The sequence below is a fragment of the Eubacterium limosum genome, assembly GCF_000807675.2.
GTDB lineage: Bacteria > Bacillota > Clostridia > Eubacteriales > Eubacteriaceae > Eubacterium > Eubacterium limosum.
This window is the reverse complement of the sequence record NZ_CP019962.1, coordinates 117,278-141,817: the sequence shown is the minus strand read 5'-3', so window position 1 is coordinate 141,817 and position 24,540 is coordinate 117,278. Positions and strand designations below refer to the sequence as shown.

Genomic DNA, 24,540 nt, shown 5'->3' with positions numbered 1-24,540 from the left:
ACACACAGACAAAGAAGAAAAACTCGGCTAAAATAGAATTACAAAAAAGTGCCCGACGCTGCATAAGGCTAAAAACTAAAGCAGAGGACCGGTCCTTCTTTAACTGGCAAGTGCACATTGCTAGTTAAATTCATAAGAAAGAAGGAAAATATACAATGAAAAAATTAAATGAAAGATTAATCCCTTTTAGTTCAGAGGATTTATCAAAACAGAATAGACCTTTGAATAAAGAATACGAAATACCGGCGTATAATCCGGAAGTTGAAATACCGATTACAGGTGAAATTCTAGAAAAACGAAATGCTCATTGCAAAAGCTTTCGCAGAAAAGATGGCAGCATGATCGCGACTGTTTACAAAGATCCTGTACATTTTGAAAAAAATGGAGTTTGGAAAGAATTCGACAATACCTTAATATCAGATGTTTCAGAAAATTTAGGAGAAGTATATGTAAACACAGAATCTAATGTTCATGTGAAATTCGCTAAAAAAGCGAAAAAAAATAAAATGGTTCAAATTGAAAAGGATGATTTCGTTTTGTCCTGGGGCATTAAAGAGGCCGCCGAAAGGTCAGCAAAAACAAGAATGGCTTCAGATGAAGAGTCTGTTTCATTCGTTATTCAACACAATCCTGTCAGTGTTAAAACTGCCCGTAAAGCGCTTGTTTCCAAGGCACTGGACACGCAAAAAGATATTGCTGAATACAACAATGAAAAAACGACAATTCGTAAGGCGATCAGCAAAGGATATTACCCAAATGTATGGCCAAACGTTGATATTCAGTATGTCTTACAGGGCGATAAGATAAAAGAAAATATTATTATCAAAGAAAAAGCAGCTTCTGACACAGTATTGTGCTTTCAAATCAAACATAACGGACTGAGTGCGTTAAAATGCGAAAATGGAACAATCGATTTTATCGAACGTGGACCTGAGAAAAAAGTTGTTTTTACATATCCCTTACCGTTTATGATTGATGGAAAAGGTCGGATTTCAACGGATGTGTCTTACCAATTGGCAACAGTTAGTGATAATTCAAGTGTTTTAACGATTATTCCAAATGAAAGCTGGCTACTGTCCGATGAACGCGTTTATCCAGTCATCATTGATCCAGTAACTGAGACCCAGAAAACTCAAAATGACATTGACGATACCTTTGTTTGTACAAAACTCCCTAACTCTGGACAATTATCAGCTTATGGTTCTTTCAATGTAGGCAGAAATTATGCAGAAGGAACCTGTCGCGCATTGATTAAGTTCAAACAGTTACCCAAGTTAGATCCAGGTGATATTATTTATAATGCTGTTTTAAGGGTATGGCAGTATGAATTTTCAGCCATTGGAGAACAATCTTTCAAGATTGTTGCCTATGAACCCACAGGAGCATGGTCGCCGGATACAACCTGGAACACCATGCCAGGGACTGACTATGTCACTTTAGATTTTCAGGACGTTAGCACAGTAACTGTTGGTAATACAACAACTTATACACCAAAAGACTTTAATATAACGCGTTTGGTAAGAAAGTGGTATGATACCGGCATTAATAACGGCATTATGCTTCGTGGATATGAAGATTTAAGTAGAGATGCTGTGGCAAGGTTCTTTACCAGCAATTTTGACTTTGGGGTTGCAGGAATGCCTGGCGGTGTGGAACAGTATCCAACTGGGTTCTTTGTCTATAAAAATGCGACAGGATTAGAAAATTACTGGAGCTACCACGAACAGGAACTTGGACGTGCCGGCAAAGGACATGTTAATGATTTTAATGGAAATTTAGTATATGAACATTTAGATGCACAGACTTCAGGAGGTCGTGCCCCGGTAATGATCAAACATTTCTACAACCTCTCAGAATCGAATAATGCATCAAGGTTCGGCTATGGATGGCGTATTAATGGAATGCAGCGTATCGACAGTACAGGGATTACAGACAGTCCATATGTTTATACCGACGAAGATGGAACAAAACACTATATTACAAAAGAAAATAAAGACGAAGATGGTATGTCCCTCGAGTATAAATCCATCGACGAAGGAGAACTCAAACATCAGTTAACTTGTAAAGACAAGACGATTATGAAATTTGACGTTTGGGGATACTTAAGGCGTGTTATTGATCCAAATGGTAACACAATTGCTTATAATTATGGACCGAACAGTGCTGGGAATTTCCTTGGCAATGTCCATGATGGGGCTGATAAAGTTATCGAGTTTCGTTACAATGCGGATATGAGTCGATTGGAAGCAATTGTTGATGTTTTTGGACGAAACACCAGTTATGCTTACGATGGCAGTGGTAATCTCGTCAAAATTACATATCCAGATGGGACTTTTACACAGTTTACCTACGAAGGACATAAACTAAAGAAAGTGACAGCGCCGTCTGGCTATTCAATTGAATACAGCTATTCAAGTGATATGCAGGTCCCGCGAGTGTCTAAAGTAGCTGAATTTAATGGAAGTGAAACTGGACAATCTATTGCCATTACATACAAAAATGGGAATCGAACAACCTTTGAAAGTTGTGGTAAGGACGGCAAACTTGATACGAAAGCGGACAACCTTTACACAACCTATCAGTTTGATAATCTTGGGAGACCGTTAAATGTTATCGATGATGACGGGAATGCGGCGGCTTATGCTTACTATTCTTCAAATATGAATAATAACAAATTAAATACGAGTGGTAAAACACAGGCAACAGCCCATAATCTCATTCAGAATCCATGCTTTGAAAATGTTTCAGACTCCTGGCATTTCTATGCTTTAGTGAGTGGACTAAGCTATGGTGTTGATCGAGTAAGTGATTGTGGATTTATGGATAAGCGTTCCATCAAAGTAACAAAGTCCACGGCAAATTCAATGGCTGGAGCAGCACAGGATGTCGATATTTTATCGAAGTATGTATCCTTTACGCTATCTGCTTATGTAAAAACACAAAATATTATTGAAGGTAGTGGTTCGAATGCTGGAGCAGTTTTAATGGTGGTAAAAATTAATGATGATGGTACAAATAAAATCATAAAAACTTCTAAACCAGTGGTCGGTACGACCGACTCAAATATTAATGATGGATGGGTGCGTATTCAGACAGATTTTGTCGCAGATACTACAACGGGAACTAAATTCAAAATTATGGGCGGCGTTAACAATGCGACTGGGACCGCTTGGTTTGACGGATTCCAGATCGATAAAGGTGTTCGAATTGCGAACAAACTTAATTTAATTAACAATCCGAGCTTTGAACTTGCCGGCGATTCTGATATGTCACCTAAATATTGGGGTGGAGGAGAAACATCAGATAAAGACGGAAGAATCAAGTACTCAAACAACCCAGATACGTCAAACCCTTCAAATAAAGATGGTGCATATTGTCTAAGAATTGGCGGTGAGTTTGGAAGAAGAAAATCATTCTCCCAAGCCATTAATGTGTCCGGTGAGCAAGGAGATGTTTTTCACTTAAGCTGTCGCGTGAGTGCTAATCCAATCCCTGGAAAAGAGTTCCGAATTTCAGCAGCTGTACTTTATGAATCAGGAGATCCTAAATGGACTAATTTTGATTTTACACCATATTCTACAGAATGGCAGTATGTTGGAGGTGTCGTTTCTACTGATGACGGGATACCTGGAAGTACAAGAAAATACACAGCGATTCATATCTATATTTTCTTTGCGGATACCAATAACTATGCATTCTTTGACAGTGTCCAATTAATTAAAGATAATGGTCAAAGTTATGTATATGATTCGAATGGTGAATTGGTATCATCTAAAAACGCATCGAAGGCATCGCATTTTACGTATGACGGCAATGCAAATATTACACGGATGGTGAATCCAGATGGTTCTGCTTTCGAATATGCGAATGACAGTAAAAACAATTTAAAATTAGCTCGAAATGCCCAAGGCGTTGTCACTCGTTTCAAACATGATGCGGTAGGTAACCCGATTGAATCAAAAATGGAACATACACGGAATTCAGGCTCGGTTGTCCCGGGAAGAGTATATTTTATCCGTCAGAAAACATCTGGAAAATATTTGGATGTGAGTGGAGGCACAGATACGAATAATACCAACGTATGGCAGTATACTTATAATGGCTCTGTAAGCCAGAAATGGAAAGTTATCGATGGCAAAGAAGGATACATTATGCTTCAGCCATTGTGCAGCAGTACCCGAGTTTTGGATATCACCAATGCCCAGGATGCAGATGGAGCCAATGCGGCAATCTATGATCGGAATAATTCAAATGCACAGCGATTTAAACTAAAAGTTGTTTCAGATGGTAGCTATCAAATTGCAGCAAAATGTACGAACGATAAACGTGTTTTAACTAATCAGGGTGGGCATATGGAATCCGGTACAAATATTGACATTCGAGGTATCGTGGATGAGCATCCTGACCAGAGTTGGTATTTTGAACCGGCAGATTTGGATTTACCGCTATCAGATGCGCCTACTGTGAATAAAAGTTATTTTATTAGAATACGCCATGACGGACAGTATTGGGATGTAAATAATATTGGAACAGATAATGGCACCTTGGTGGTCCAGAGCCATTTAAATGGCGGTGACAATCAGCGATTCCGTTTGGAGGCTGTACCGAATGAAGCTGGATATTTCTATATCCATCCACTGCATATTGAAAGTAAAGTTCTTCAAATTGGGGCAGACAATAAGATGTCCTTGGCTGACAAAACAAATGATGATCGCAAAAAATTTAAATTCACACTAAATAGTAATGGAACCTATCGTGTGAATATGAAAGCTGATAATGGTGGATTAAATACGCTCGGTGTAGCAGGTGGTTCGTATGCTATTGGTACGAATTTGGATGTATTTAATGATCAAGGTGCAGAAACCCAACAGTTTTTAATGGAAGAAATTTCAGATGTAGTTCGTTCTAAAGTGACATATACCGATGATCAAAGTCAGGTAAAAACGATGACTGATCCTAATGGAAACACCGTTACTTACAATTACGATGCAAAGAATCAGTATTTTACCTCTGTCGCAGAGACAGGAGGAAAATTAACTGAACGTTTCTATAATACGGAGAGTCAGAATTTAGAAAGAGTACGCACAAAAATTGACGAAAAAACGTTTGATGAAGTCCAATTTGCTTACGATAAAGATACGTTGACAAAAATTACACATAACGGCTTTGATTATACGTTTGAGTATGACGGACTAGGGAATATGACAAAAGTCAATCTTGGCGGACAGATGTATCTTGTTAATGCTTATGAAAAAGGTGTTGGAAATCTGTCAAGGACCTACTATGCTAACTTTCAAGATGTCTTGAATTTTACAGATAAGTATCAACGTGTTATTTGGCAGAGTAATACTCCGGGTCGCTGCATCTTTAACGCTTTCTATGATTCTATGGGGAACCTTGTTAAAGATGAAGATGGAAATACAGGTCGTTTATACGAATATGAATACGATATAACAGGACGTCTAATTGAGATAAAACGTTCGGGTCCAACCATTAAAAATCAACGTTTGGCATTGTCTTATGATAAATACAATCGTGTGAATTATCTGGTAAATAAAGTCGATGATAGAGTATTTAAGACTCAGTATGTCTTTGGCAATCCGGAATTAAAGCAGCTGCCAGACCTTATCTCTGAAATCAAAGTAAATGATATTAGCAAAGTAAGTTACTCATACGATGATCTTGCACGAGGGTTAAAAAGGACATTAAAAACAGCAACACCTTTTGTGACAACATATCAGATGAAGGAAAGCGACGGAGCCGGATTAACGACAAGTAAAGTGAAAAGCGTGACAAATGGTGCTTCGACTTTAAGTTACACCTATGATGTTGCAGGGAATATTTTAACAGTTTCAGAAAATGGTGTGTTGAAGATAACTTATACCTATGATTTAAGAAATCAGTTGAAAGAAGAAACCAACCATTATATTGGTAAAAACATTTCGTATCAATACGATGTTGGAGGAAATCTGTTGAAGAAGACCAGTTCTCCACTATCAGACCCGACAGCAAGTACATTTATTAATTACGAATATGATACGGTATGGAAGGACAAATTAGTCAAATATAATGGACAGGCGATTACATACGATGCAAACGGTAATCCACTGACTTATTATAATGGAATGACATTGCATTGGGACAAAGGGCGTGAGCTTGGTTCTGTCACTATAGGAGGAAAGACAACATCTTATCAGTATATGACAGATGGCTCCCGCATTGAAAAAAGTACAGATGGGGTTACCACACATTTTTATTTGAATGGTCAGAATATTGTGACTCAAATGACAGATTCAGGAGATCGTTTGGATTTCTATTATGACGAAACAAGCCGACTCTTTGGTTTTAATTATAATAATAGTGATTATTACTATGTGCGCAATGTTCAAAATGATATTATCAGTATTGTTGACGCTAGTGGCAACATCGTGGTAAACTATTTATATGACTCATGGGGAAAACTGATTAGCATGACGGGCAGTCTCAAAGATACCATAGGCGTAAAAAATCCTTTCCGGTATCGTGGTTATTACTATGATAATGAAACAGGGTTCTACTACTTGCAGAGTCGTTATTATGATCCTGAAGTTGGTCGCTTTATTAATCCTGATATAATTATGGGTGTAAATGATAGAGACCCGCTAGCCTATAACCTTTTTGTGTACTGTGGCAATAATCCCGTTAATCGTGAAGATCCAAGTGGACGTTGGTGGAAACAATTCACTAATTGGGTTGGTGAAAAAGTTCATCAAGCGCAACAGTGGATTGGAGGTATTATTCAAAGCGTTCAAAACTTTTTTCAACCAATCAGGAATCCGCAGCCACACTATACTGGTAGTAGTACAGGTAATTATACTAGACCAGATATTGGGAACGATCCGCTTTTTATGAGTACTTTTGTTTATTCATTAGATGAATCTTGGGATGTAGCAAAGTCAATAAAGAATTCGTCTGCTCCGGTGATTCGAAATTACAGTATTGCTTCAGCAACAAAAGTTGGAGTGTATGGCGCATTTTTCTTTGGAAATGACATATATCAAAACTATGAGACATATGGGAATACAAATAATAAGACTTTCAATATTACAGTAGCCAATGCTATTGATGTTGGAGTTCTTGCGTTAGGAACATTAGGTACTGCTTTTGCAGCTTCGTTTGGTCTTCCGGTTGTTGCACTTGGCATTACAGCAATTGGACTCGGGTGGGCGTTGAGCCTTGCTGGGCAAGGAATAGAGGACATGGTGATGAAAGATTGAGAATTAGTATGTTCTAAAATACCAATGGATGTGTATTGATAACCATTAGTAATAATTTAATGGTGAATAGAAAGACTGGAGTATTATAAAGATAACTTCAGTCTTTCATAATTAATTGAGGAGGATAAAGTGATGTCGATTCTGTTGACTACAGGTTTGATAATAATGACGATCGCTGCAATTATAGCTTTAAAAAAGGATAAAAATCAAAAACTAACAGTAATTCACCGACGTATTATATATGGGGGGCTCGCGGCGTCATGGTTCATGGCATGTGTGTCCTTTTTTCCATCAATGTTTGCGTTCAATGCTAAATTAATCGTTGGGTTCGGCGGAATATTTCTTTTTGTTTTGATGTGTATTACTTTTACGCCGCGGTTAGAAAAAGGTAACCCACTTAGAACAATGCTGTTTGGAACTATCTTGCTTATTGTGGCACTCGTTATTTTAGTGGCAGTGCTATACTATATGGATATTTAGCACAAAAGTAGCCATTACATAATAAAATTACTGGAATAATAAGATGTTTATAATTCTTCTTTCAAAATTAGGTGCTAAACTTCTGTGTCCAATAAAATGATTGTCTTTAAAATCCAAAACAACATATTCATAGGACTCTTCATTGTAATTCGTATTTTGATTTTCTGACCTTTTACTATCTGCTAATGCCCAGGCATATGAAATCACTTTAGCATCAGGGTTTGTGCTTTTGATCATTTTACCATCCCCAATAATCACAGCAATTTCTTGATAAGTCATACCGGCACTAAATGCTGCTGGTTGCTCGAAACTTATTTGATTTAGGTTTATTTCTTTGTCTATCCATACTTTTAAAGAAATTGAAACATCAATCATAATAATCAAGGAAATAACAATAAATCCTATAATTTTTGATCTATGGTTATTTCCTTTAATAATAAAATTCATATCCTTACCTTTCTATTTCAAATAAACACTGGAAATTTTTTTGCATGGCTAGTATAACACAAGATATGGTGTACTGCTTATTCCTTTAAAGAAGTGATTTATAAATAAGATATAATAAGTTTTTAAAAATGCGGCAAAATAGCATTTATTAAATTAAATCATCATAATTGATCGATAAAAGGTAAAAAACATTTTATGTTTATACTACGTGGTATCCATAATATTTCGAGCGGTGCATTGTTTATAAAGTTTAAATAATCACATTCTTAGATTATTGTGCTTATATGATAAGGCCACTGTTTAACGATTTAAGTTGTAAAACAAAGTCTTGAGTTTTCGAAGATTGTTGAAATATATCAATAAAGAATATTATGTTTGTGAAATACTAAAGAGATTCCAAGGCGTAAAGAAAGTTGTTGCATATATAGTTTTTTAATGTAAAGGAGAAATAAAAAGCATATTTATTAACAAAGTGAATGCTCGAAGACACTAGTAATCTGCTTTTTTGAGCATTCATTTTTGTTAGAAAATCTATTTTACAGGGTTAGGCCATCCTTGAAAATACTATTTTGCACACCAGTTTTTCCCAATAATCAATCGTGAAAAATTTTGCATAGTAATCACTGTAGCTCGCTATACAACTGGGGTTGGGCTTTTTCTTCTTTTGCTTTGTGCAGTTTGGATAGAATGCCTTGCTTGGAAGACGAAGGTTTATTCCTATAAAAGTATGGAAATTAATAGAAAAAATTGTTGATTTACTTTTGTTGATTGAGTATCTGCTGCTCGGAAGGAACGATACGCTGCAGATATAGAAAAACCAGATTAAATGTGTAAAGTAATGTTCATATACAATGAAAAATTGAGAAGAAATATAAAAATGTCTTAAAAATAGCAGGGTGTACTTAGGTTGAAATCCAAGATTTATTAAATCGCTGTTTTGAAGCCTGCTTAGATAAGGAATAATGGAGCAAATTTTATTATTTAGCATAGTGTTGCTCTAAAACTACAAAAAATCTATTTTTTAACAATTTAGAATACAAAAAATCATGCTGTTAAACCCAGAGTAATTAAAAAGAGGGTACCCCTCAAGTCATTTCATGAAATTTGGGATACCCTTGATAGAGGGGTCATACTTATAAAATATTTATTCTTGTGCAATTACTTCAAAAAGATCCATACAATCCTCCTGCATTTCTTTGTAAACATCGTAACCTTTATCATAAATTGCTTGATTGTTCTGATTCGGTTCATAACGTGCAATCACTTTCACCATGCTGTCAGCAGCTGCCTCTACACTGTCAAATATTCCGATCGCCTTACCAGCTAAAATTGCAGCGCCAAGGCATGCTGCTTCTTTACTGTTTGTGATGCAAATAGGTTTCTGAAGAATATCGGCTTTAATCTGGTTCCATACTGAACTTTTGGAACCGCCGCCAAAAGCGCGAATTTCTTCCACCTCAATTCCCATTGCAGAGAGCGCTTCTATATTTCTGCGGACAAGATAACCTAAAGATTCCATGATTGCCCGAATAAAGTGTCCTTTTTTATGTATCATTGTAAGGCCAAAGAAAATTCCCGTTGCGTGTGGATTTACATCCGGCGCTAGAGAACCGCTTAAATGCGGCAGAAAGCTTAGTCCTTCTGCGCCTGGAGGTGTTTGAGCTGCCTGCTTTGTCATCAGATCATAACTGTCTTCTTCAAGCATTTTTGCACAGGCCATTTCAAGTTGACAGAAATCATCACGATACCAACGCAGACAGATTCCACCTGAAGTAACATAGCCTAACACACGGGTGGGAGAGGTTTTAATCTTTCCTTCTTTATTGTTCAAAGTAATCCGGACAGAAAGTTTTGCCTTAGATACAGGAGATTTATTTCTATAAAAGGTTTTTAATTGACAAAAAAATTATTGTTTTACTTTTGTTGATTGAGGACTCGATGTTTATGGGAGCCGATCCTCTACTGTTATAGCATATTTTAAAATTTATTTTATTTTTTCTTGTATCACATGATCTTGGGGAGAAAGTATTTTGTTTTTTCCAATTAGATGGATTCCGTACAGGGAAAAATTGACTTTTGTGAAAATGTAAAAAAGAAGCTATAGTCGGAAAGCATTCTAAATAGAAAAAACTAGAATTATGAGGCCAAGGCAAATCATCATTTATTACGTCAAAAAACGTGGATTTTCATTTAAAATTTTTGAAGAAAGGCTAGGAAATTAGACAAGATTTGTTGACCTCTTACACTAAAAAGGATACGATGTAATGTAGATGTACGTAAAAATTAAATGCTCAAAAAATTCGGTTAAGCTACTTGATTTTTGAGCATTTAACTTTGTAGAAAGATTTATTTTTTATTATTAAGAACCTTTGAAAATACCATTTTGTACACCAGTTTTTTCCCAGTAAATTTGTGTTTTAGATTTTTTTGAAGCCTTTTATTATAGCGGGTAAAGGCTCAGAACCCGCATGAATACTACATTATTACACAAGAGAGTATGTAAAAAAACGCTCTTAGTATGCCCATGAGGCCGGAGGTTCAAATCCTCTCACTCCGACCATTTAAAGCAGATGATCAGTCATAGGGATATGGCTGTTTTTTATTTTTTGAAGAAGCTGTAAAATGAGAGTGAGAGGTTTGAACCTTAAGAAGGCCTGAGGCGTTGAAAAAACGATCGTGGATCGTTTTTAGCCGAATGTGTGAGGAGCTGTGGGACGAACACGGCGTTGCGAAGCAGCGCAATCCTCGAACGAAGACCATTTAAAGCAGACGATCAGTCATAGGGATATGGCTGTTTTTTTATTTTTTGAGCCCTGACAGAAAACAGCCTCTGCTAAAAAGCAGAGGCCGTCAAGCCGTCAGGCCAGGGTGTCTTTATATTCGGGATGTTTGTCGTATTCGACCTTTGCAAAGGGACATCTGGGAATCAGCTTCCAGTGGTTCTGGCGCGCGGCTTCAACGGTTTGCCGCACCAGCTCCTTCGCAATGCCCAAGCCGTTGTAGCTGTTGTCAACGCCCACATGGGTGATGATAAAGGTATTGTCCGTGGTGGGCTCTAGGTTCAGCTCACCAACCTCGTAATTCTCCGGTGTCTGGACAAAGAAGCGGTTGGGCTCGCTTTTGTAGCGCAGGCTTTTAGCCTTATGGTTTCGGCCGCACAGCTGCACAAAGTAGTCCTCAATCAATTTTGAGGCAACGGCTCCGTCAGATGCCGCGGTAATGATCTGGCGCAGCGGCTTGGTGCGCACATCGCCAACTGCGTAGACGCCCTCCACATTTGTCTGGGTGGTTTCATCGGCGATGATATAGCCTGCTTCGTCGATGTCCACAATACCCTCGAACAAGTCGGTGTTGGGCCGCCGGCCGATGGCGATAAACAGGCCGTCGCAGTCCAGCTGGGAAACAGCGCCGGTCTCAGTATTTTCAAGCTTGATACCGGTTAGAACATCATCGTAGATGGGTTCAACCACCTGGCTGTTCCATATAAATTCAATGTTTTCGGTCTCGTCCAGCGGCGCCAGGTAGGTTTTGGTAGCGTTCAGCCGGTTGCGGCGGTGGATGAGGTAAACTTTTTTGCAGATTTTGGACAGGTACAGGGCATCGGCCACCGCAGAGTTGCCGCCGCCCACCACAGCGACCACCTTATTTTTGAAGAACAGACCGTCACAGGTAGCGCAATAAGCGACGCCGCGTCCCCGTAGCTCCTCCTCATGAGGAAGGTTCAGGCTTCTCGGGGCAGCGCCGGTGGCGATGATCAGGGCTTTGCATTCATATTCGGCGCTGCTTGTCCTAATGCGCTTTGGCTGGCCAGTGGCCTCAATGCGGATGACCTCGCCGTATTCAGAGATTGCGCCAAAGCGTTCGGCGCCCAGCTTCATGCGTTCGCTCAGCTCATGACCGTCAATCCCCTCATTAAATCCGGGATAGTTATCGACCTGGCTGGTGGTGGCCATCTGGCCGCCTGGCCACATCTTTTCTAAAATCATGGTTTTCAGGTTTGCACGGGCGCAGTACAGCGCTGCTGTATAGCCTGCAGGCCCGCCGCCCAGTACAATAACATCAAACTTTTTCATTTATATTGCCCCCTAGCAAAGTGGTCTTTTTTGGCCACGAGATTAAAACGAATACATCTGGCGATTTAAACACCACTGATTATTTCTTTCTATTGTATCATACATACCCTCTGGGTGCAAAAACAAATCATTCTGGATACACTATTGACTTTTTCGCCTTAAGCTGATAAAATAAAAGCATAATATGTAATTTTTTAAGTTACAGAAAATGTAACTTCCCAAAAAGGAGATAAATAATGGAAAATAATAAATTCGACGTGATCATATTAGGCGGAGGCCCGGGAGGGTACACAGCGGCATTGTACTGTGCACGGGCAGGTCTTTCCGCAATGGTACTTGAAAAGATGTGGCCGGGAGGACAGATGGCCACCACCAGCCGGGTCGACAATTATCCGGGCTTTGAGGAGGGGGTAGACGGCATCGAGCTCAGCGGAAAGATGCAGCAGAGTGCCGAACGCTTCGGGGTGGTAACAGAGATCGGCGAGGTGTTATCCATTGATCTTAAAAGCCAGCCTAAGATAATCCGGACTGGCAAGGGGGATCTGGAAGCCAAAGCTGTCATTTTGGCCACGGGCGCGGCGCCCAGAACCCTTGGTATTCCAGAAGAAGATGAGCTTCGCGGCAGAGGGATGGCTTATTGCGCTACCTGTGACGGTATGTTCTACCGCAACCGGACGGTGGTTGTGGTGGGCGGCGGCAACTCCGCGGTGGCGGATGCTTTGTTTTTAGCTAAAATCTGTAAAAAGGTTTATATTGTGCACCGAAGAGATACTCTCAGGGCGTCAAAAACGTATATGAAGACTTTGGAAAAAACTGAAAACATCGAATTTGTCTGGGATTCAAAAGTGGTCGAAGTGCTCCATGATGACCTGGTAACCGGCGTAAAAGTCGAAAATGTTAAAACCGGTGAGGTAACCGAACTGGCCTGCGAAGGCGTATTTGTGGCAGTCGGCCGGACACCAAACACAGACATATTTAAGGACATTCTGGACCTTGACGGGCAGGGCTACCTGATCGCGGATGAGACGACAAAAACCAATATCCCCGGTGTCTTTGCGGTCGGTGACGTGCGCACTAAGCCGCTTCGCCAGATTGTTACTGCCACGGCTGACGGCGCGGTGGCGTCTAAATATGCTGAGGAATACCTGGCAGAGCTCTGTGCCGATGAATAAACAGCCTGCTTGACGGGCATCAGCAGCGGTGTTTTATCAAACGCTCTGAGGGTATATAATCTTCAACTGAATTGTGAAAGAAGGTTATAATATGATTGAATATAAAAATGGTGACAACCGCATTTATGCTGTGACAGACGATGGAACAGAGGTTGGAGAAATTGAATTTGTGCCGACCGGAGAGAGCATGTTTATTATCTCACATACAGAAGTGGCAGAAGACATGGGCGGCCTGGGCATTGGAAAGGTGCTGGTCGAAAAGGCGGTACAAAAGGCGAGGGATGAAGACAAAAAAATCATTCCGCTCTGCCCCTTTGCGCGGGCGGAGTTTGACAAATACCCGGAATACCGTGAGTTAGAAGCCAACGCATAGAAAACACCATCCCGGTTTGATCTTTATTAAACCGGGATTTCTTTGTTTGATTTAAGCTTTTTTCAGATTTAAAACTTAACAGAAGTTGGATTCGTCTTCAATATGCATTCAGGTTGATTTATGGTATAATAACCAATAAAATTTGAATAATCAAGGTGTAAAAATGAACTTAGATATTTTAAAAAATACATTTACAAGCAACGAGCTGCTGACCGGTGATTTTGGTCTGGAACGGGAAGGCCTGCGGGTTACAGAGGAAGGAAAGCTCGCCATGACACCGCACCCGGCCATTTTTGGCAACAAGCTGAAAAACCCGTACATTACAACCGATTTTTCAGAAAGCCAGGTGGAGGTCGTTACACCAGCCTATGACACAGTGCCCAAGACCTACGCGGTGCTTGAGGGGCTTTGCGATATTGTCAACAATGAAATCGGGGACGAGTATTTTTGGCCTCAGTCCATGCCCTGCGATATTCCAGAAGATCAGGACATCCCCATTGCCGTATATGAAGGTGAAAAGGACGCTGAGGCGGCCATGGCCTACCGGAAAGGACTGATCGAGCGTTATGGCGGAAAAAAACAGTTGATTTCCGGCATTCATTTTAATTTTTCTTTTACTGAACGCTTTATTGATAAGCTGCACGACGCAGTTGCGCCGGAGAAGCCGCGTAAGGATTTCAAGGATGGCGTATACCTTAAGCTGGTCCGAAATTACCTGCGCTACCGGTGGCTGGTTATCTACCTTTTGGGCTGTAGCTCGGCCTTGCATCAAAGTTATGTACCCGAATGTGTCAGGCAGATGGAGGCTGTGGGCGATGACGCCTATGTGTTAAAAACGGGTACTTCCTTTAGAAATTCAGTCTATGGCTATAAAAATAAAATATTTCTCTTTCCAAGCTACCGTACGGTTAAAGAATACACTGAGGATGTTCAAAGCTTTGTGGATAAAGGATTGATCTCGGCTCCAAAAGAGCTTTACGCTCAGATACGCATGAAAGCAAAGGGCGTGGACAATATTCTGGAATCGCTGGAAGAGGACGGCATTAAGTATCTTGAAATCCGGACGGTCGACCTGAATGTCTTTGATAAATGCGGCATTGCCGAAAAGGATCTGGTGTTTCTTCATCAGTTTATGCTTTACTTGCTGGTTGAGGAAGAATCAGACGATGCAGACTGGCAGAAGGAAGGCCTTGAAAATGAAGAGAAGGTCGCAGCCTTTGGCCTGGACCCTGACCTCATGATCCGACAGAACGGCAGAGAGGTCTCCATGAAACGCTGGGCCCTTGAGATCCTCGAAAAAATGCAGAAGATGGACATTGAGCTGGAGCTCGGAAACAGCGGTGTACTGAAGGTGATGACCGACCGTGTCATCCACCCTGAGCATACCTACGCTTACCGGATGGCCGAAATGGTAAAAAAGGAAGGCTATCTAAACGGGATGATGCGTCTGGCTGAGGCTTATAAAAAAGAAAGCCATGACACCCGCTATCTTTTAAAGGGCTTTGACAATTATGAACTTTCCACCCAGATTCTCATCAAAGAAGCCATCACCCGGGGGGTTCCGGTTGAAGAAATCGACCCCCAGGATAACTTTATCGGCCTTGGCAAGGGGGATAAAAAAACCTATGTCAAGCAGGCGACAAAGACAGAGCTGGACAATTATATCACAGTCCTTGTTATGGAAAATAAGGTGGTTACCAAGAAAATTATGGCACAGCGGGGTATCCCGGTACCAGCCGGAGAGGAATTCTCAAGCTATGATGAAGCGGCTCGGCGCATTGGCCCCTATGTTGGGAAAAAGGTCGTCATCAAGCCCAAATCCACAAATTATGGACTGGGAATCTGTATTTTTGATCAGGGAGGCAACGAGAAGGACCTTCTTGAGGCGGTTGAAATTGCCTTTGAATACGACAAGACCGTCATCATCGAGGAGTTCATTCCAGGACAGGAGTACCGGTTCCTGGTAATCGGCGGGGAAGTGGTCGCTGTTCTCAAGCGTGTTCCGGCCAATGTGACGGGCGACGGCGTCCATACCATCACCCAGCTGGTCGATGAAAAAAACAGGCACCCCTTCAGAGGTTACGGCTACACCGCGCCCCTTAAAAAGATTGAGCTGGACGAACAGACCGAGCTTTATCTCAAACAGCAGGAGCTGAAATTCGGCGATGTGCTGCCCGATGGAAAAACTGTCTATCTGCGGGGCAACTCGAACATCAGCACCGGCGGCGACAGCATTGACATGACTGACGAAATGCCGGACTTCTTTAAACGCATTGCAGTGGAGGCGGCAGCATCAGTGAAGGCTGTTTTCTGCGGCGTGGATATCATCATTGAAGACTACCGGGACGAAAAATCACCCTTTGGCATCATTGAACTGAATTTTAATCCGAGTACGGATATGCACGCTTACCCTTACCAGGGAACTGAACGGCGTACTGGTGAGTTTATCCTGCGCGCGCTTGGACTCATTGAAAATTAAATCATTCGGCTATTTTTTATAAGGATAAGGAGACAACAGAAGTGGGAATTATTTACGAGAAAAAGCAGAAAATCAACGGCTACGAGTGCACTTATAACTATCAGCTGCAGCCGACAGCCGCGCTGAACTATTTTCAACAGACCAGCCAGGAGCAGAGCGAGCAGCTCGGCGTGGGGCCGGAGGTTCTGGATGAAATGGGGCTGGCCTGGTTTCTGGTAAAATATAAGCTGCAGTTTCATGAATACCCGAAGTTTAACGACGAGGTCATGGTCGAGACCGAGGCCATCGCCTTTGATAAATTCGCCGCACACCGCCGTTTTGCCATCAAATCGCTGGACGGCAGGATGATGGTGGAGGGCGATACGGAATGGATGCTGCAAAACCGCAGGGAAAACCGTCTGGAGCGGCTGAGTAATGTGCCGGAGCTGGACGTTTATGAGAGCAGCCATGAAAATCATTTTAAGCTCAGGCGGGTTGCAAAGGTGGATGAATGGACCGAGTCCAAAAACTTCCAGGTCCGCTACCTGGACATTGATTTTAACAGCCATGTCAACTATGTCAAATACCTGGCGTGGGCGCTGGAGACGCTGCCCCTGGAAAAGGTAAAGGCAGGCGAAATGGAGACCGCGAAAATTATCTACAAAAACCAGGGCTTCTACGGTGACATGATCACCGTGAAATCTGCTGAGATCGATGTAAACACCTATCGGATGGACATCGAAAACCAGGAGGGAACCCTCCTCTGCCAGATCGAAATGACCATGAGGATAAGGGAGGACTGAGCATGAGGTTTGAGAAAACAGCGCTGGTGCTGGAGGGAGGCGGCTTCAGAGGCATTTACTCCTCTGGCGTGTTGGATTATTTTATGGAGAAGTCACTGGAATTCCCGTACATTATCGGTGTTTCCATGGGGGCTATCAACGGCGCTAACTATATTTCTGAGCAGCCTGGCCGCAGTTTCGCCATCGCAGAAACCTTTATGCCGGACAAACGGTATATGGGGATGGGAAACCTGCTGAAGGAAGGTAATTTTTTCAGCCGCAGCTTTGCCTATAACGAGCTGCCAAGACGCTATAATATTTTTGATATGAAGACCTACTACAGCTCCGACATTACCTTTTACCTGACCGCCACCGACTGTGAAACCGGCGAGGCCCGCTATTTTGAGAAGATGGAGGGCGATGTGGCAGAGCTCATTGCCGCGTCTACCTCGCTGCCGTTCATGAGCCAGATGGTGGAAATCGACGGGAAGCCCTACATGGACGGGGGAATCGCGGATTCTGTCCCTGTCAGGCGGGCGCTTTCAGACGGCAATGAGAAGGCCGTTCTGGTATTGACCCGCGAAAAGGGCTACCGGAAGGAGCCCTATGGACACGAACGGATGGTACGCTCCTATTACCGGAAACACCCGGCCTTTGCTGAGGGCATTTTAACCCGCCACCTGTTTTACAATGAAACCATGGATTTGATTGATGCGCTGGAGGCCGAAGGTAAAATTTACGTGCTGCGCCCAGAGAGCCCCATCGAGACAAAGGTGATCGACCGAAACCCTGAGGGAGTCCAGAAAAGCTATAAAACTGGCTATGACCAGGTAAAGGCAGAGTGGGATGCGCTCACAGCCTATCTGGAAAAATAAGAAGAAGCAGATTGAATCCTGTAAAAGGCAGCGCCAGAACACACTCTGGCGCTGCCTTTTTTGACACTTCGGGCGTTTTGACGGTAGACGGGCGGCTGTTTTTCCCATATAATTGTAAGTAATTAACAGGGGAGGACAGCATCATGGAAATGCATGATTTTTATATTGGAGAGGCCTTTGACGCCTACGATTATTTTGGAGCGCACCGGTTTGAAAAGAACGGACATGAAGGCTTTGTTTTCAGAGTATACGCGCCGGGGGCAGAGGCAGTGACGCTGATCGGGGAGTTTAACGGCTGGCAGGACACACCCATGGAGCCTTTTGGCACCGGAGGGGTCTATGAATGCTTTGTAGAAAACGCCGGAGCCGGCATGCTCTATAAATACCGGATTCACCAAATGGACGGGCGTGTAGTGGACCGGGCAGACCCCTATGGTTACGCCATGGAGATGAGACCAAATTCCGCGTCAGTTTTAGTGGACTTGGAGTATACTTTTAAGGATGCGTCGTGGCTTCAAAAAAGGGCGGAACGTCCGCATTATAACGAGCCGATGAGCATTTATGAAATGCACTTTGGCTCCTGGCGGCGCAGGGCAGAGGAGGGCCCGGCGGGCTGGTACAGCTATGAGGAGGTGTGCGGGCAGCTTCTTGAATATGTACAGAAGCATGGCTTTACCCATGTGGAATTTCTGCCGCTGACAGAGTACCCCGCCGACGAGTCATGGGGGTATCAGGTATCGGGCTTTTACAGCGCGACCTCCCGCTATGGCGGGCCGGCAGAGCTTCAGTATCTCATTGATACCTTCCACCAGGCGGGAATCGGTGTGATCCTGGATTTTGTTCCGGTGCATTTTGCCATGAACGATTATGCCCTGACCCAATTTGACGGGTCAGCCCTGTACGAGTATCCTGATGCGGATACAGGCTGCAGCGAATGGGGCTCCTATAATTTTAATTTTTACCGGGGAGAGGTGCGGAGCTTTCTTCAGTCGGCGGCAGCCTTCTGGATCGAGAAATATCATTTTGACGGCCTGAGGATGGATGCCATCAGCAATGCCCTGTACTGGCAGGGGGACGCCGCCCGCGGTGTCAATGAGGGGGCAGTTGAGTTTATTCAGGTTATGAATGAGGGATTGGCAGAGCGCTATCCCGGTGTGCTGCGCATGGCGGAGGATTCCACCAATTTCTTAAAGGTGACAGCGCCGGTGAAATATGACGGGCTGGGCTTTGACTACAAGTGGGACATGGGGTGGATGAACGATACCCTGGATTTTATGAAGATTCATCCGGACGACCGCAAGGACCACATGGGCAAACTGGTGTTTTCCATGCATTATTTTTACAATGAGCTTTATATGCTGCCCTTTTCTCACGATGAGGTGGTGCATGGGAAGGGAACCATTCTGGATAAAATGAACGGCAGCTATGAGGAAAAGTTTGAGCAGGCACGCCTGCTGTATCTCTATATGTTTACCCATCCCGGCAAAAAGCTGAACTTTATGGGGAACGAGCTGGGGCATTTCAGAGAGTGGGACGAGGCCCGCGAGCTGGACTGGGACCTGCTTAATTACCCTGTTCATCAGGAATTTTTTGACTATTTTTCGGCCTTAAACCAGTTTTACAGGAGGTGCCCGGCACTCTATGAAAATGACTACCACAGCGGGTGCTTTTCTTTTATTTCAGTTAAAACAAAAGGAACAGCTGTGCTGGCTTACCGGCGCGCCGCAGGTGCACAGGAGCTTCTGACAGTACTCAATTTTGCCGCAAAGCCCATTGAGAAGCTGGTCCTTGAGTTGGCCGATCACGTAAAAATTAAAGAAATTTTCAGCACTGGTAATAATAGTAAAAGAAATGCCTATGAGTTAAAAACACAAAAGGCGGGATGGATGGCAAAACCACATCACACTGAAAAAGTAAAAAAGACAAAAAGTGAAGATGTAAAGCCAGCAGCAGAGCATTCATATCCGTTGAAAATGGCACTGGAAGGCTTTGAGGGAATCGTATTTGAGATTATAAAATAGAAAACAGCCAACAGGAGAAATAATCACTTCTGTTGGCTGCTTTTTTAACCTGATAAAATAATAAACTATTATGTAATATAATAAAATCGTTGACAAAAAATAGAATGTCCTGTATGATGAGATATAAGCAGTCAAATAATTGAGAAATGATTATATTTTAACAAGAGGGCCGATGTGAAATACAGATTTTGGAGTGTGGAAAAGAAAGCAGTCTCTGAGCAGGGACAGGATGAGCCTCAGGACAATCGCTTTGTAAAGCTTGTCAACAGCATTATCCGCTTTGCGGTACAGAAAAAAGCCTCGGATATCCATTTTGAGGTGCTCAACCCGGAAAAAATGCGGGTGCGTATCCGTATCGACGGCGAGCTGATCACAACCATGGAGGTTGCCAAAAAGGATTATCTTGGTATGATCAGCCGGATAAAGATTCTATCCGGGCTCGATATTTCAGAGAAACGAAGGCCGCAGGACGGTAGCTTCTGTTTCGAGACAGAGGGCAGGAAGATCGACCTGCGTGTGTCGGTGGTACCGACTGTTTACAGCGAGAAAGTGGTGCTTCGGATTCTGGACGCCCAGACCTTCTTGATTTCAGTGAGAGACCTTGGACTTTCGTTTGAAAATGAGCAGAGAGTAAGGGGAATGCTCAATCAGGCCAACGGACTGCTGCTGGTGACCGGTCCGACGGGGTGCGGAAAGACGACGACGCTGTACAGTCTTCTGAAGGAGAAAAATACACAGGCGCTCAACATTATCACGATTGAGGACCCGGTCGAATTTCACCTGGAGGGCATTAATCAGATACCAGTGAATGAGCGGATTGGCCTTGGGTTCGGCGAAGGGCTGCGGGCTGTTTTGAGGCAGGACCCCAACGTTATCATGGTCGGTGAAATCCGGGATGAGGAGACTGCGGCCACCGCTGTGCGCGCGGCCATTACCGGGCATCTGGTGTTGTCGACCCTGCACACCAACGACGCATTGTCAACCGTTACCCGCCTGTTGGATATGGGCGCAGCAGACTATCTGCTGTCCACAGCGCTGCGGGGCATTATCGCCCAGAGGCTTTTAAGAAAGCTGTGCCCGCACTGCCGAAAAGCCTATAAAACAACCGAAACGGAGCGTGGACTCTTTGCCTTTGAAAAAGAGCAGGTGCTGTACCGCGCGGCCGGCTGTGAAAAATGCCGGCACACCGGCTATCTGGGGAGAAAGGGGGTTTTTGAAGTGCTGTGTCTTAACCAGAACCTGAGAGAGGCCATTCATTCCGGCGCTTCCTATGAGCAGTTCCTTGGTCTTGCACGTGGCAGCGGGCTGGTTCAGTTTTCAGAGCTTGTCCGAAATGAAATTTTAAACGGTGTCACCGATGTGACAGAAGGGCTGAGGGTAATGAGTTATGGAAATGATGAAACCAGCATGGCTTAGAGCAGTGGCGTTTAAATCAAGGCGTGTAAGGACGCTTGGGCTATTCTGCAGACAGATGGCCATTACGCTTTCAGCAGGAGTTTCGATTATCGACGCTCTGGAGCTGTCCGGAAGGGAGCATAAAAACAGCGGCTTCGGAGAAGCAGTCCTGCAGGTTAAGATTTTGGTGAAGCATGGGAATAGTTTCTCAGAAGCGCTACGTTCATTTCCAAAGGTTTTTCCGGAGCTCATGGTCCAGATGGTGCGTTCGGGTGAAATGAGTGGCTGTATGGATCTGGTCATGGAAAATCTTGGGATTTACTATGAAGGGCAGGCTGACCTGAGGAGCAGAATCGCTCAGGCTTTCTTCTATCCGTCGCTGGTGATGGTGGTGGCTGTAGGGGTGGTGATGTACCTTATGGCAGGCGTTCTGCCAGTCTTTGTGGAAATATTTGAAAGTATGGAGGCAGAGCTTCCGCTGACCACCGAAATCCTCATGGGTGTCAGCACAGCGCTGATCTCCAGCGGTGGCTGGATACTGCTGGCGGTTTTACTGCTGCTGGCAGCGGGCCAGGCGGCGGTCAGACAAGAGGTCGGCGCGCTGGCAAGGGATCGCCTTTTGTTGCGGCTTCCGTGGGCCGGGCAGTTCATGCAGCTGATGGAAGGCGTGCGCTTTGCGGATGCCATGGCCATTATGGTAAGCAGCGGTATTGATATGATCAGCGCGCTGGAAATCGCCGGTAAAATTTTGGGAAACCGTGTCATGCGCCATAAAATAGGCGCTGTGCGGGAGGCCGTAAGGCGTGGGGAGGCTTTGTCCGACAGCCTGGCAGATGCAGGACTCTTTGACCGGCGCTTTGTCCAGATGATCCGTATCGGCGAGAGTTCGGGAACCATGGAGCAGGTGCTTATAAAGGTTTCAGTCTATTATAACGACGAGATCAATCGGAAAATCAAGAAAATGACGGCACTGCTGGAACCGGTGGTACTGCTTGTGGTTGGCGGTCTGGTATTCTTTATCATGGCGTCGGTCATGCAGCCGGTATTTGAAATTTATTCGGGTTATTCCGAGTTGGTATGAGTAAAGGGGAAAGAATGAAAAAACTAAAGAAACAGATTGTGGAAAAATACGGCTTCACCCTCATTGAGCTGATCATTGTGCTGGCGATATTAGGAATGCTGGCAGCGCTGGCGATTCCGCAGTTTTCCAAGGTGTTGGATAATTCGGGTATAAAGACAGACCAGGCAAACTTATCGATTGTCCAGACTGCTCTGGAGGTTTATAAGGCGGATAATAATGGCAGCTTACCAACGTTGACAGAAGGAGAGGGCGACACTTTTGACAAGCTTGTCAGCGCGCTGAAAACAGCCGGATACCTGAAAACAGACAAAATCGAAGAACAGTCCGGCGGCAGCTTTACCTATGAAAACGGTGAGGTCGGATTTACACCAAAATCGACAGAGCCTTCTCCGGGTAGCTGACAGGAAAAATGGCCCATCAAGGAGGACACACCCTGATCGAGCTGATCATCACCCTGTCCATTCTGGGCTTTGCCCTGGCGGTGACCGCAGGGTTGGGGTATTCGGTGACAGAGGGAAACGCGAAGCGGGCTGCCGGGGCAGAATATGAGCAGGTGCTCGACGCGGTTTTAAAAAGCCGCGATGCAGCTGTGATGTCCGGCGATAAATACGGCACAATGGTAAAGCTCTATAAAAATCATGTAGACATTATTGAGTTTGATCCGGACAGGCGGGAAATGGTGGTTACACAGTCTGTACAGCTCAGGCAGTGCCGGATTACCTGGAACCTGGTCCAGAACGAGATTGTTTTCAGCGGGGCGGGCGTGGTTAACCGCGGCGGTACAGTTACCTTTTACCGCAACGACCAGGCGGAGAAATACCTGATTATACAGCCGGTCACAGGGAGGATTTATTTAAGTGATAAAAATGTCTGATACACGCGGCTTCAGCCTGATTGAGGCAGTGGTAGCCATTGCAGTACTGGGTGTGGGAATTGTGTCTGTTTTTACCATTTACCACACAGTGATCATTGGGCAAAAGGTTTCAGAGGAGATATTGGAGCAGAGCCTTAATATCAACGGAATTGTAAACGAAATACGCACCGGAATCCCTGCCGGAAGGACAGAACAGGCCTTTGAGCAGGAAATCGCAGCCATTGTCACAAAGCATCCGGGCTGGCAGGTTGAAGTGCGTCCCGCCACCTGTCCTTCAGGGCTTTATGAGTTACAGCTGAGCTATGAGGCGGCCGGCAGAAAGAAAAAGGTTTTTTATGCGAAAGTGGTTTACCCGTAGAAGGGAGGGCTATACGCTGGTCGAAGTGCTGACCGGGCTCTTTATCACGTCGATGGTGCTGGTGCTGCTTGTGACCTCTCTTCAATTCGGAGGGGAGATAGCTGGAAAAATCACAGGTAAAATGATCCGCGGCCAGGAGAGCAGACGGGCCTGTCTGTTTTTGCAGAAGCAGCTCTCAAAATCCAGGGAGATTTTTGTAAAGGATGGCCGGGTGTATCTACAGGATATGGAAAATCTGGATTATTATAATTTTTATACCATTGAGGCGTCCGGAACGGTTTACCGGAATAAGGTGGACAAAGTAAAGCTGGAACCCATCAAGACTGGCGGAAAAAGCCAGCTAATCCACAATGCTGTCCATTTTGAGCTTAAGCTCGAGGAAAAAAACGCAGTACGGCTGGTCATAGAATTTATAAAGGAAGAACCGGCAGTGGATGTCCGGTTTTATTATCCGAATGAGGTGTTGTTGAGATGAATCATAAAGGCTACGCGCTACCCCTTGTACTTATCGTTCTGGCACTGTTGTTTACGGTGGCAGCGGCGCTGTTGGGGCAGATCCGGAACCAGCTGGACGCCAATCAGGAATACCGTGATTACCAGATCTGTATTCTGGTGGTGGAAAATGCCTTTGCCGAAGCGGAGGCCGAACTCAATGCGGATTTTGACTATAGAGGGACAGGCGACTGGAGGAACGAGGATAACGGCGGACGCTACAATATTGAGGTGGCCCCGGTATCAGGGCAGGAACGGTCGGTGAGGGTGACCGCCCAGGTCAAGGCCTATAAAAAGGTCTTTCGGGGAAAAGGAACCATCGACGAAAATACCCGAAAGCTCAGCGGTATGAGCTATTATATGGAGAAATAGGGCTGGATACACTGCGCAAAATCATCTATAA

General features: G+C 43.9%; 18 protein-coding genes. 15 read left to right on the top strand and 3 right to left on the bottom strand.

Going from position 1 to position 24,540, the window contains the following annotated elements:
- Nucleotides 1–155: 155 nt before the first annotated feature.
- Complete coding sequence (locus tag B2M23_RS00660; RefSeq protein WP_038350877.1) at nucleotides 156–7,256, top strand: RICIN domain-containing protein; 7,101 nt, start codon at nucleotides 156–158, stop codon at nucleotides 7,254–7,256.
- 132 nt (nucleotides 7,257–7,388) lie between these two features.
- A complete protein-coding gene (locus tag B2M23_RS00655) occupies nucleotides 7,389–7,736 on the top strand; it encodes a hypothetical protein (RefSeq protein WP_038350876.1) in 348 nt (115 codons plus the stop codon).
- 27 nt (nucleotides 7,737–7,763) lie between these two features.
- Here B2M23_RS00655 and B2M23_RS00650 read toward each other — a convergent pair whose 3' ends face one another.
- The 3 genes from B2M23_RS00650 to trxB (B2M23_RS00640) form a co-directional block, all read right to left on the bottom strand.
- On the bottom strand, nucleotides 7,764–8,183 hold the full coding sequence (locus B2M23_RS00650; RefSeq protein WP_038350875.1) for a hypothetical protein: 420 nt from the start codon (nucleotides 8,181–8,183) through the stop codon (nucleotides 7,764–7,766).
- Between the two features lie 1,144 nt (nucleotides 8,184–9,327).
- Complete coding sequence (locus B2M23_RS00645; protein ID WP_242945852.1) at nucleotides 9,328–10,014, bottom strand: FGGY-family carbohydrate kinase; 687 nt, start codon at nucleotides 10,012–10,014, stop codon at nucleotides 9,328–9,330.
- A 1,027-nt stretch (nucleotides 10,015–11,041) separates the two neighbouring features.
- Nucleotides 11,042–12,256, bottom strand: a complete 1,215-nt coding sequence (gene trxB / locus B2M23_RS00640) for a thioredoxin-disulfide reductase (RefSeq protein ID WP_038350874.1) — start codon at nucleotides 12,254–12,256, stop codon at nucleotides 11,042–11,044.
- Nucleotides 12,257–12,492: 236 nt separating this feature from the next.
- Here trxB (B2M23_RS00640) and trxB (B2M23_RS00635) point away from each other — a divergent pair, with 236 nt between their 5' ends.
- From trxB (B2M23_RS00635) to B2M23_RS00575, 13 genes are all read left to right on the top strand, one after another.
- Complete coding sequence (gene trxB / locus B2M23_RS00635; RefSeq protein ID WP_038350873.1) at nucleotides 12,493–13,428, top strand: thioredoxin-disulfide reductase; 936 nt, start codon at nucleotides 12,493–12,495, stop codon at nucleotides 13,426–13,428.
- A gap of 91 nt (nucleotides 13,429–13,519) precedes the next feature.
- Entirely contained in the window at nucleotides 13,520–13,801 is a 282-nt protein-coding gene (locus B2M23_RS00630) for a GNAT family N-acetyltransferase (protein WP_201261611.1), read from the top strand.
- A gap of 163 nt (nucleotides 13,802–13,964) precedes the next feature.
- Nucleotides 13,965–16,280, top strand: coding sequence for a bifunctional glutamate--cysteine ligase GshA/glutathione synthetase GshB (gene gshAB, locus B2M23_RS00625; protein ID WP_038350872.1), 2,316 nt, complete (start codon nucleotides 13,965–13,967; stop codon nucleotides 16,278–16,280).
- 41 nt (nucleotides 16,281–16,321) lie between these two features.
- Entirely contained in the window at nucleotides 16,322–17,062 is a 741-nt protein-coding gene (locus B2M23_RS00620; RefSeq protein WP_038350871.1) for an acyl-[acyl-carrier-protein] thioesterase, read from the top strand.
- Between the two features lie 2 nt (nucleotides 17,063–17,064).
- Nucleotides 17,065–17,916, top strand: coding sequence for a patatin-like phospholipase family protein (locus B2M23_RS00615; protein WP_038350870.1), 852 nt, complete (start codon nucleotides 17,065–17,067; stop codon nucleotides 17,914–17,916).
- A gap of 143 nt (nucleotides 17,917–18,059) precedes the next feature.
- On the top strand, nucleotides 18,060–19,937 hold the full coding sequence (glgB, locus tag B2M23_RS00610) for a 1,4-alpha-glucan branching protein GlgB (protein ID WP_038350869.1): 1,878 nt from the start codon (nucleotides 18,060–18,062) through the stop codon (nucleotides 19,935–19,937).
- A 174-nt stretch (nucleotides 19,938–20,111) separates the two neighbouring features.
- Nucleotides 20,112–21,353, top strand: coding sequence for a GspE/PulE family protein (locus B2M23_RS00605; protein WP_013378986.1), 1,242 nt, complete (start codon nucleotides 20,112–20,114; stop codon nucleotides 21,351–21,353).
- Nucleotides 21,331–22,413 (top strand): type II secretion system F family protein, encoded by a 1,083-nt coding sequence (locus tag B2M23_RS00600; RefSeq protein WP_167617713.1) that lies wholly within the window; start codon nucleotides 21,331–21,333, stop codon nucleotides 22,411–22,413. Before B2M23_RS00605 ends, B2M23_RS00600 begins: the two co-directional genes overlap by 23 nt.
- A gap of 14 nt (nucleotides 22,414–22,427) precedes the next feature.
- The gene (locus B2M23_RS21620; RefSeq protein WP_013378988.1) at nucleotides 22,428–22,814 is read left to right on the top strand and encodes a competence type IV pilus major pilin ComGC; all 387 of its coding nucleotides are present in this window, start codon (nucleotides 22,428–22,430) and stop codon (nucleotides 22,812–22,814) included.
- A gap of 8 nt (nucleotides 22,815–22,822) precedes the next feature.
- Nucleotides 22,823–23,287, top strand: coding sequence for a pilus assembly FimT family protein (locus B2M23_RS00590; protein WP_038350867.1), 465 nt, complete (start codon nucleotides 22,823–22,825; stop codon nucleotides 23,285–23,287).
- Nucleotides 23,280–23,645: a PulJ/GspJ family protein gene (locus B2M23_RS00585; protein WP_038350866.1), complete on the top strand. Its 366-nt coding sequence runs from the start codon at nucleotides 23,280–23,282 to the stop codon at nucleotides 23,643–23,645. Before B2M23_RS00590 ends, B2M23_RS00585 begins: the two co-directional genes overlap by 8 nt.
- Entirely contained in the window at nucleotides 23,623–24,120 is a 498-nt protein-coding gene (locus B2M23_RS00580; RefSeq protein WP_038350865.1) for a PulJ/GspJ family protein, read from the top strand. Before B2M23_RS00585 ends, B2M23_RS00580 begins: the two co-directional genes overlap by 23 nt.
- A complete protein-coding gene (locus B2M23_RS00575; protein WP_038350864.1) occupies nucleotides 24,117–24,509 on the top strand; it encodes a hypothetical protein in 393 nt (130 codons plus the stop codon). The genes B2M23_RS00580 and B2M23_RS00575 overlap by 4 nt, the downstream gene beginning before the upstream one ends.
- Nucleotides 24,510–24,540: the final 31 nt, after the last annotated feature.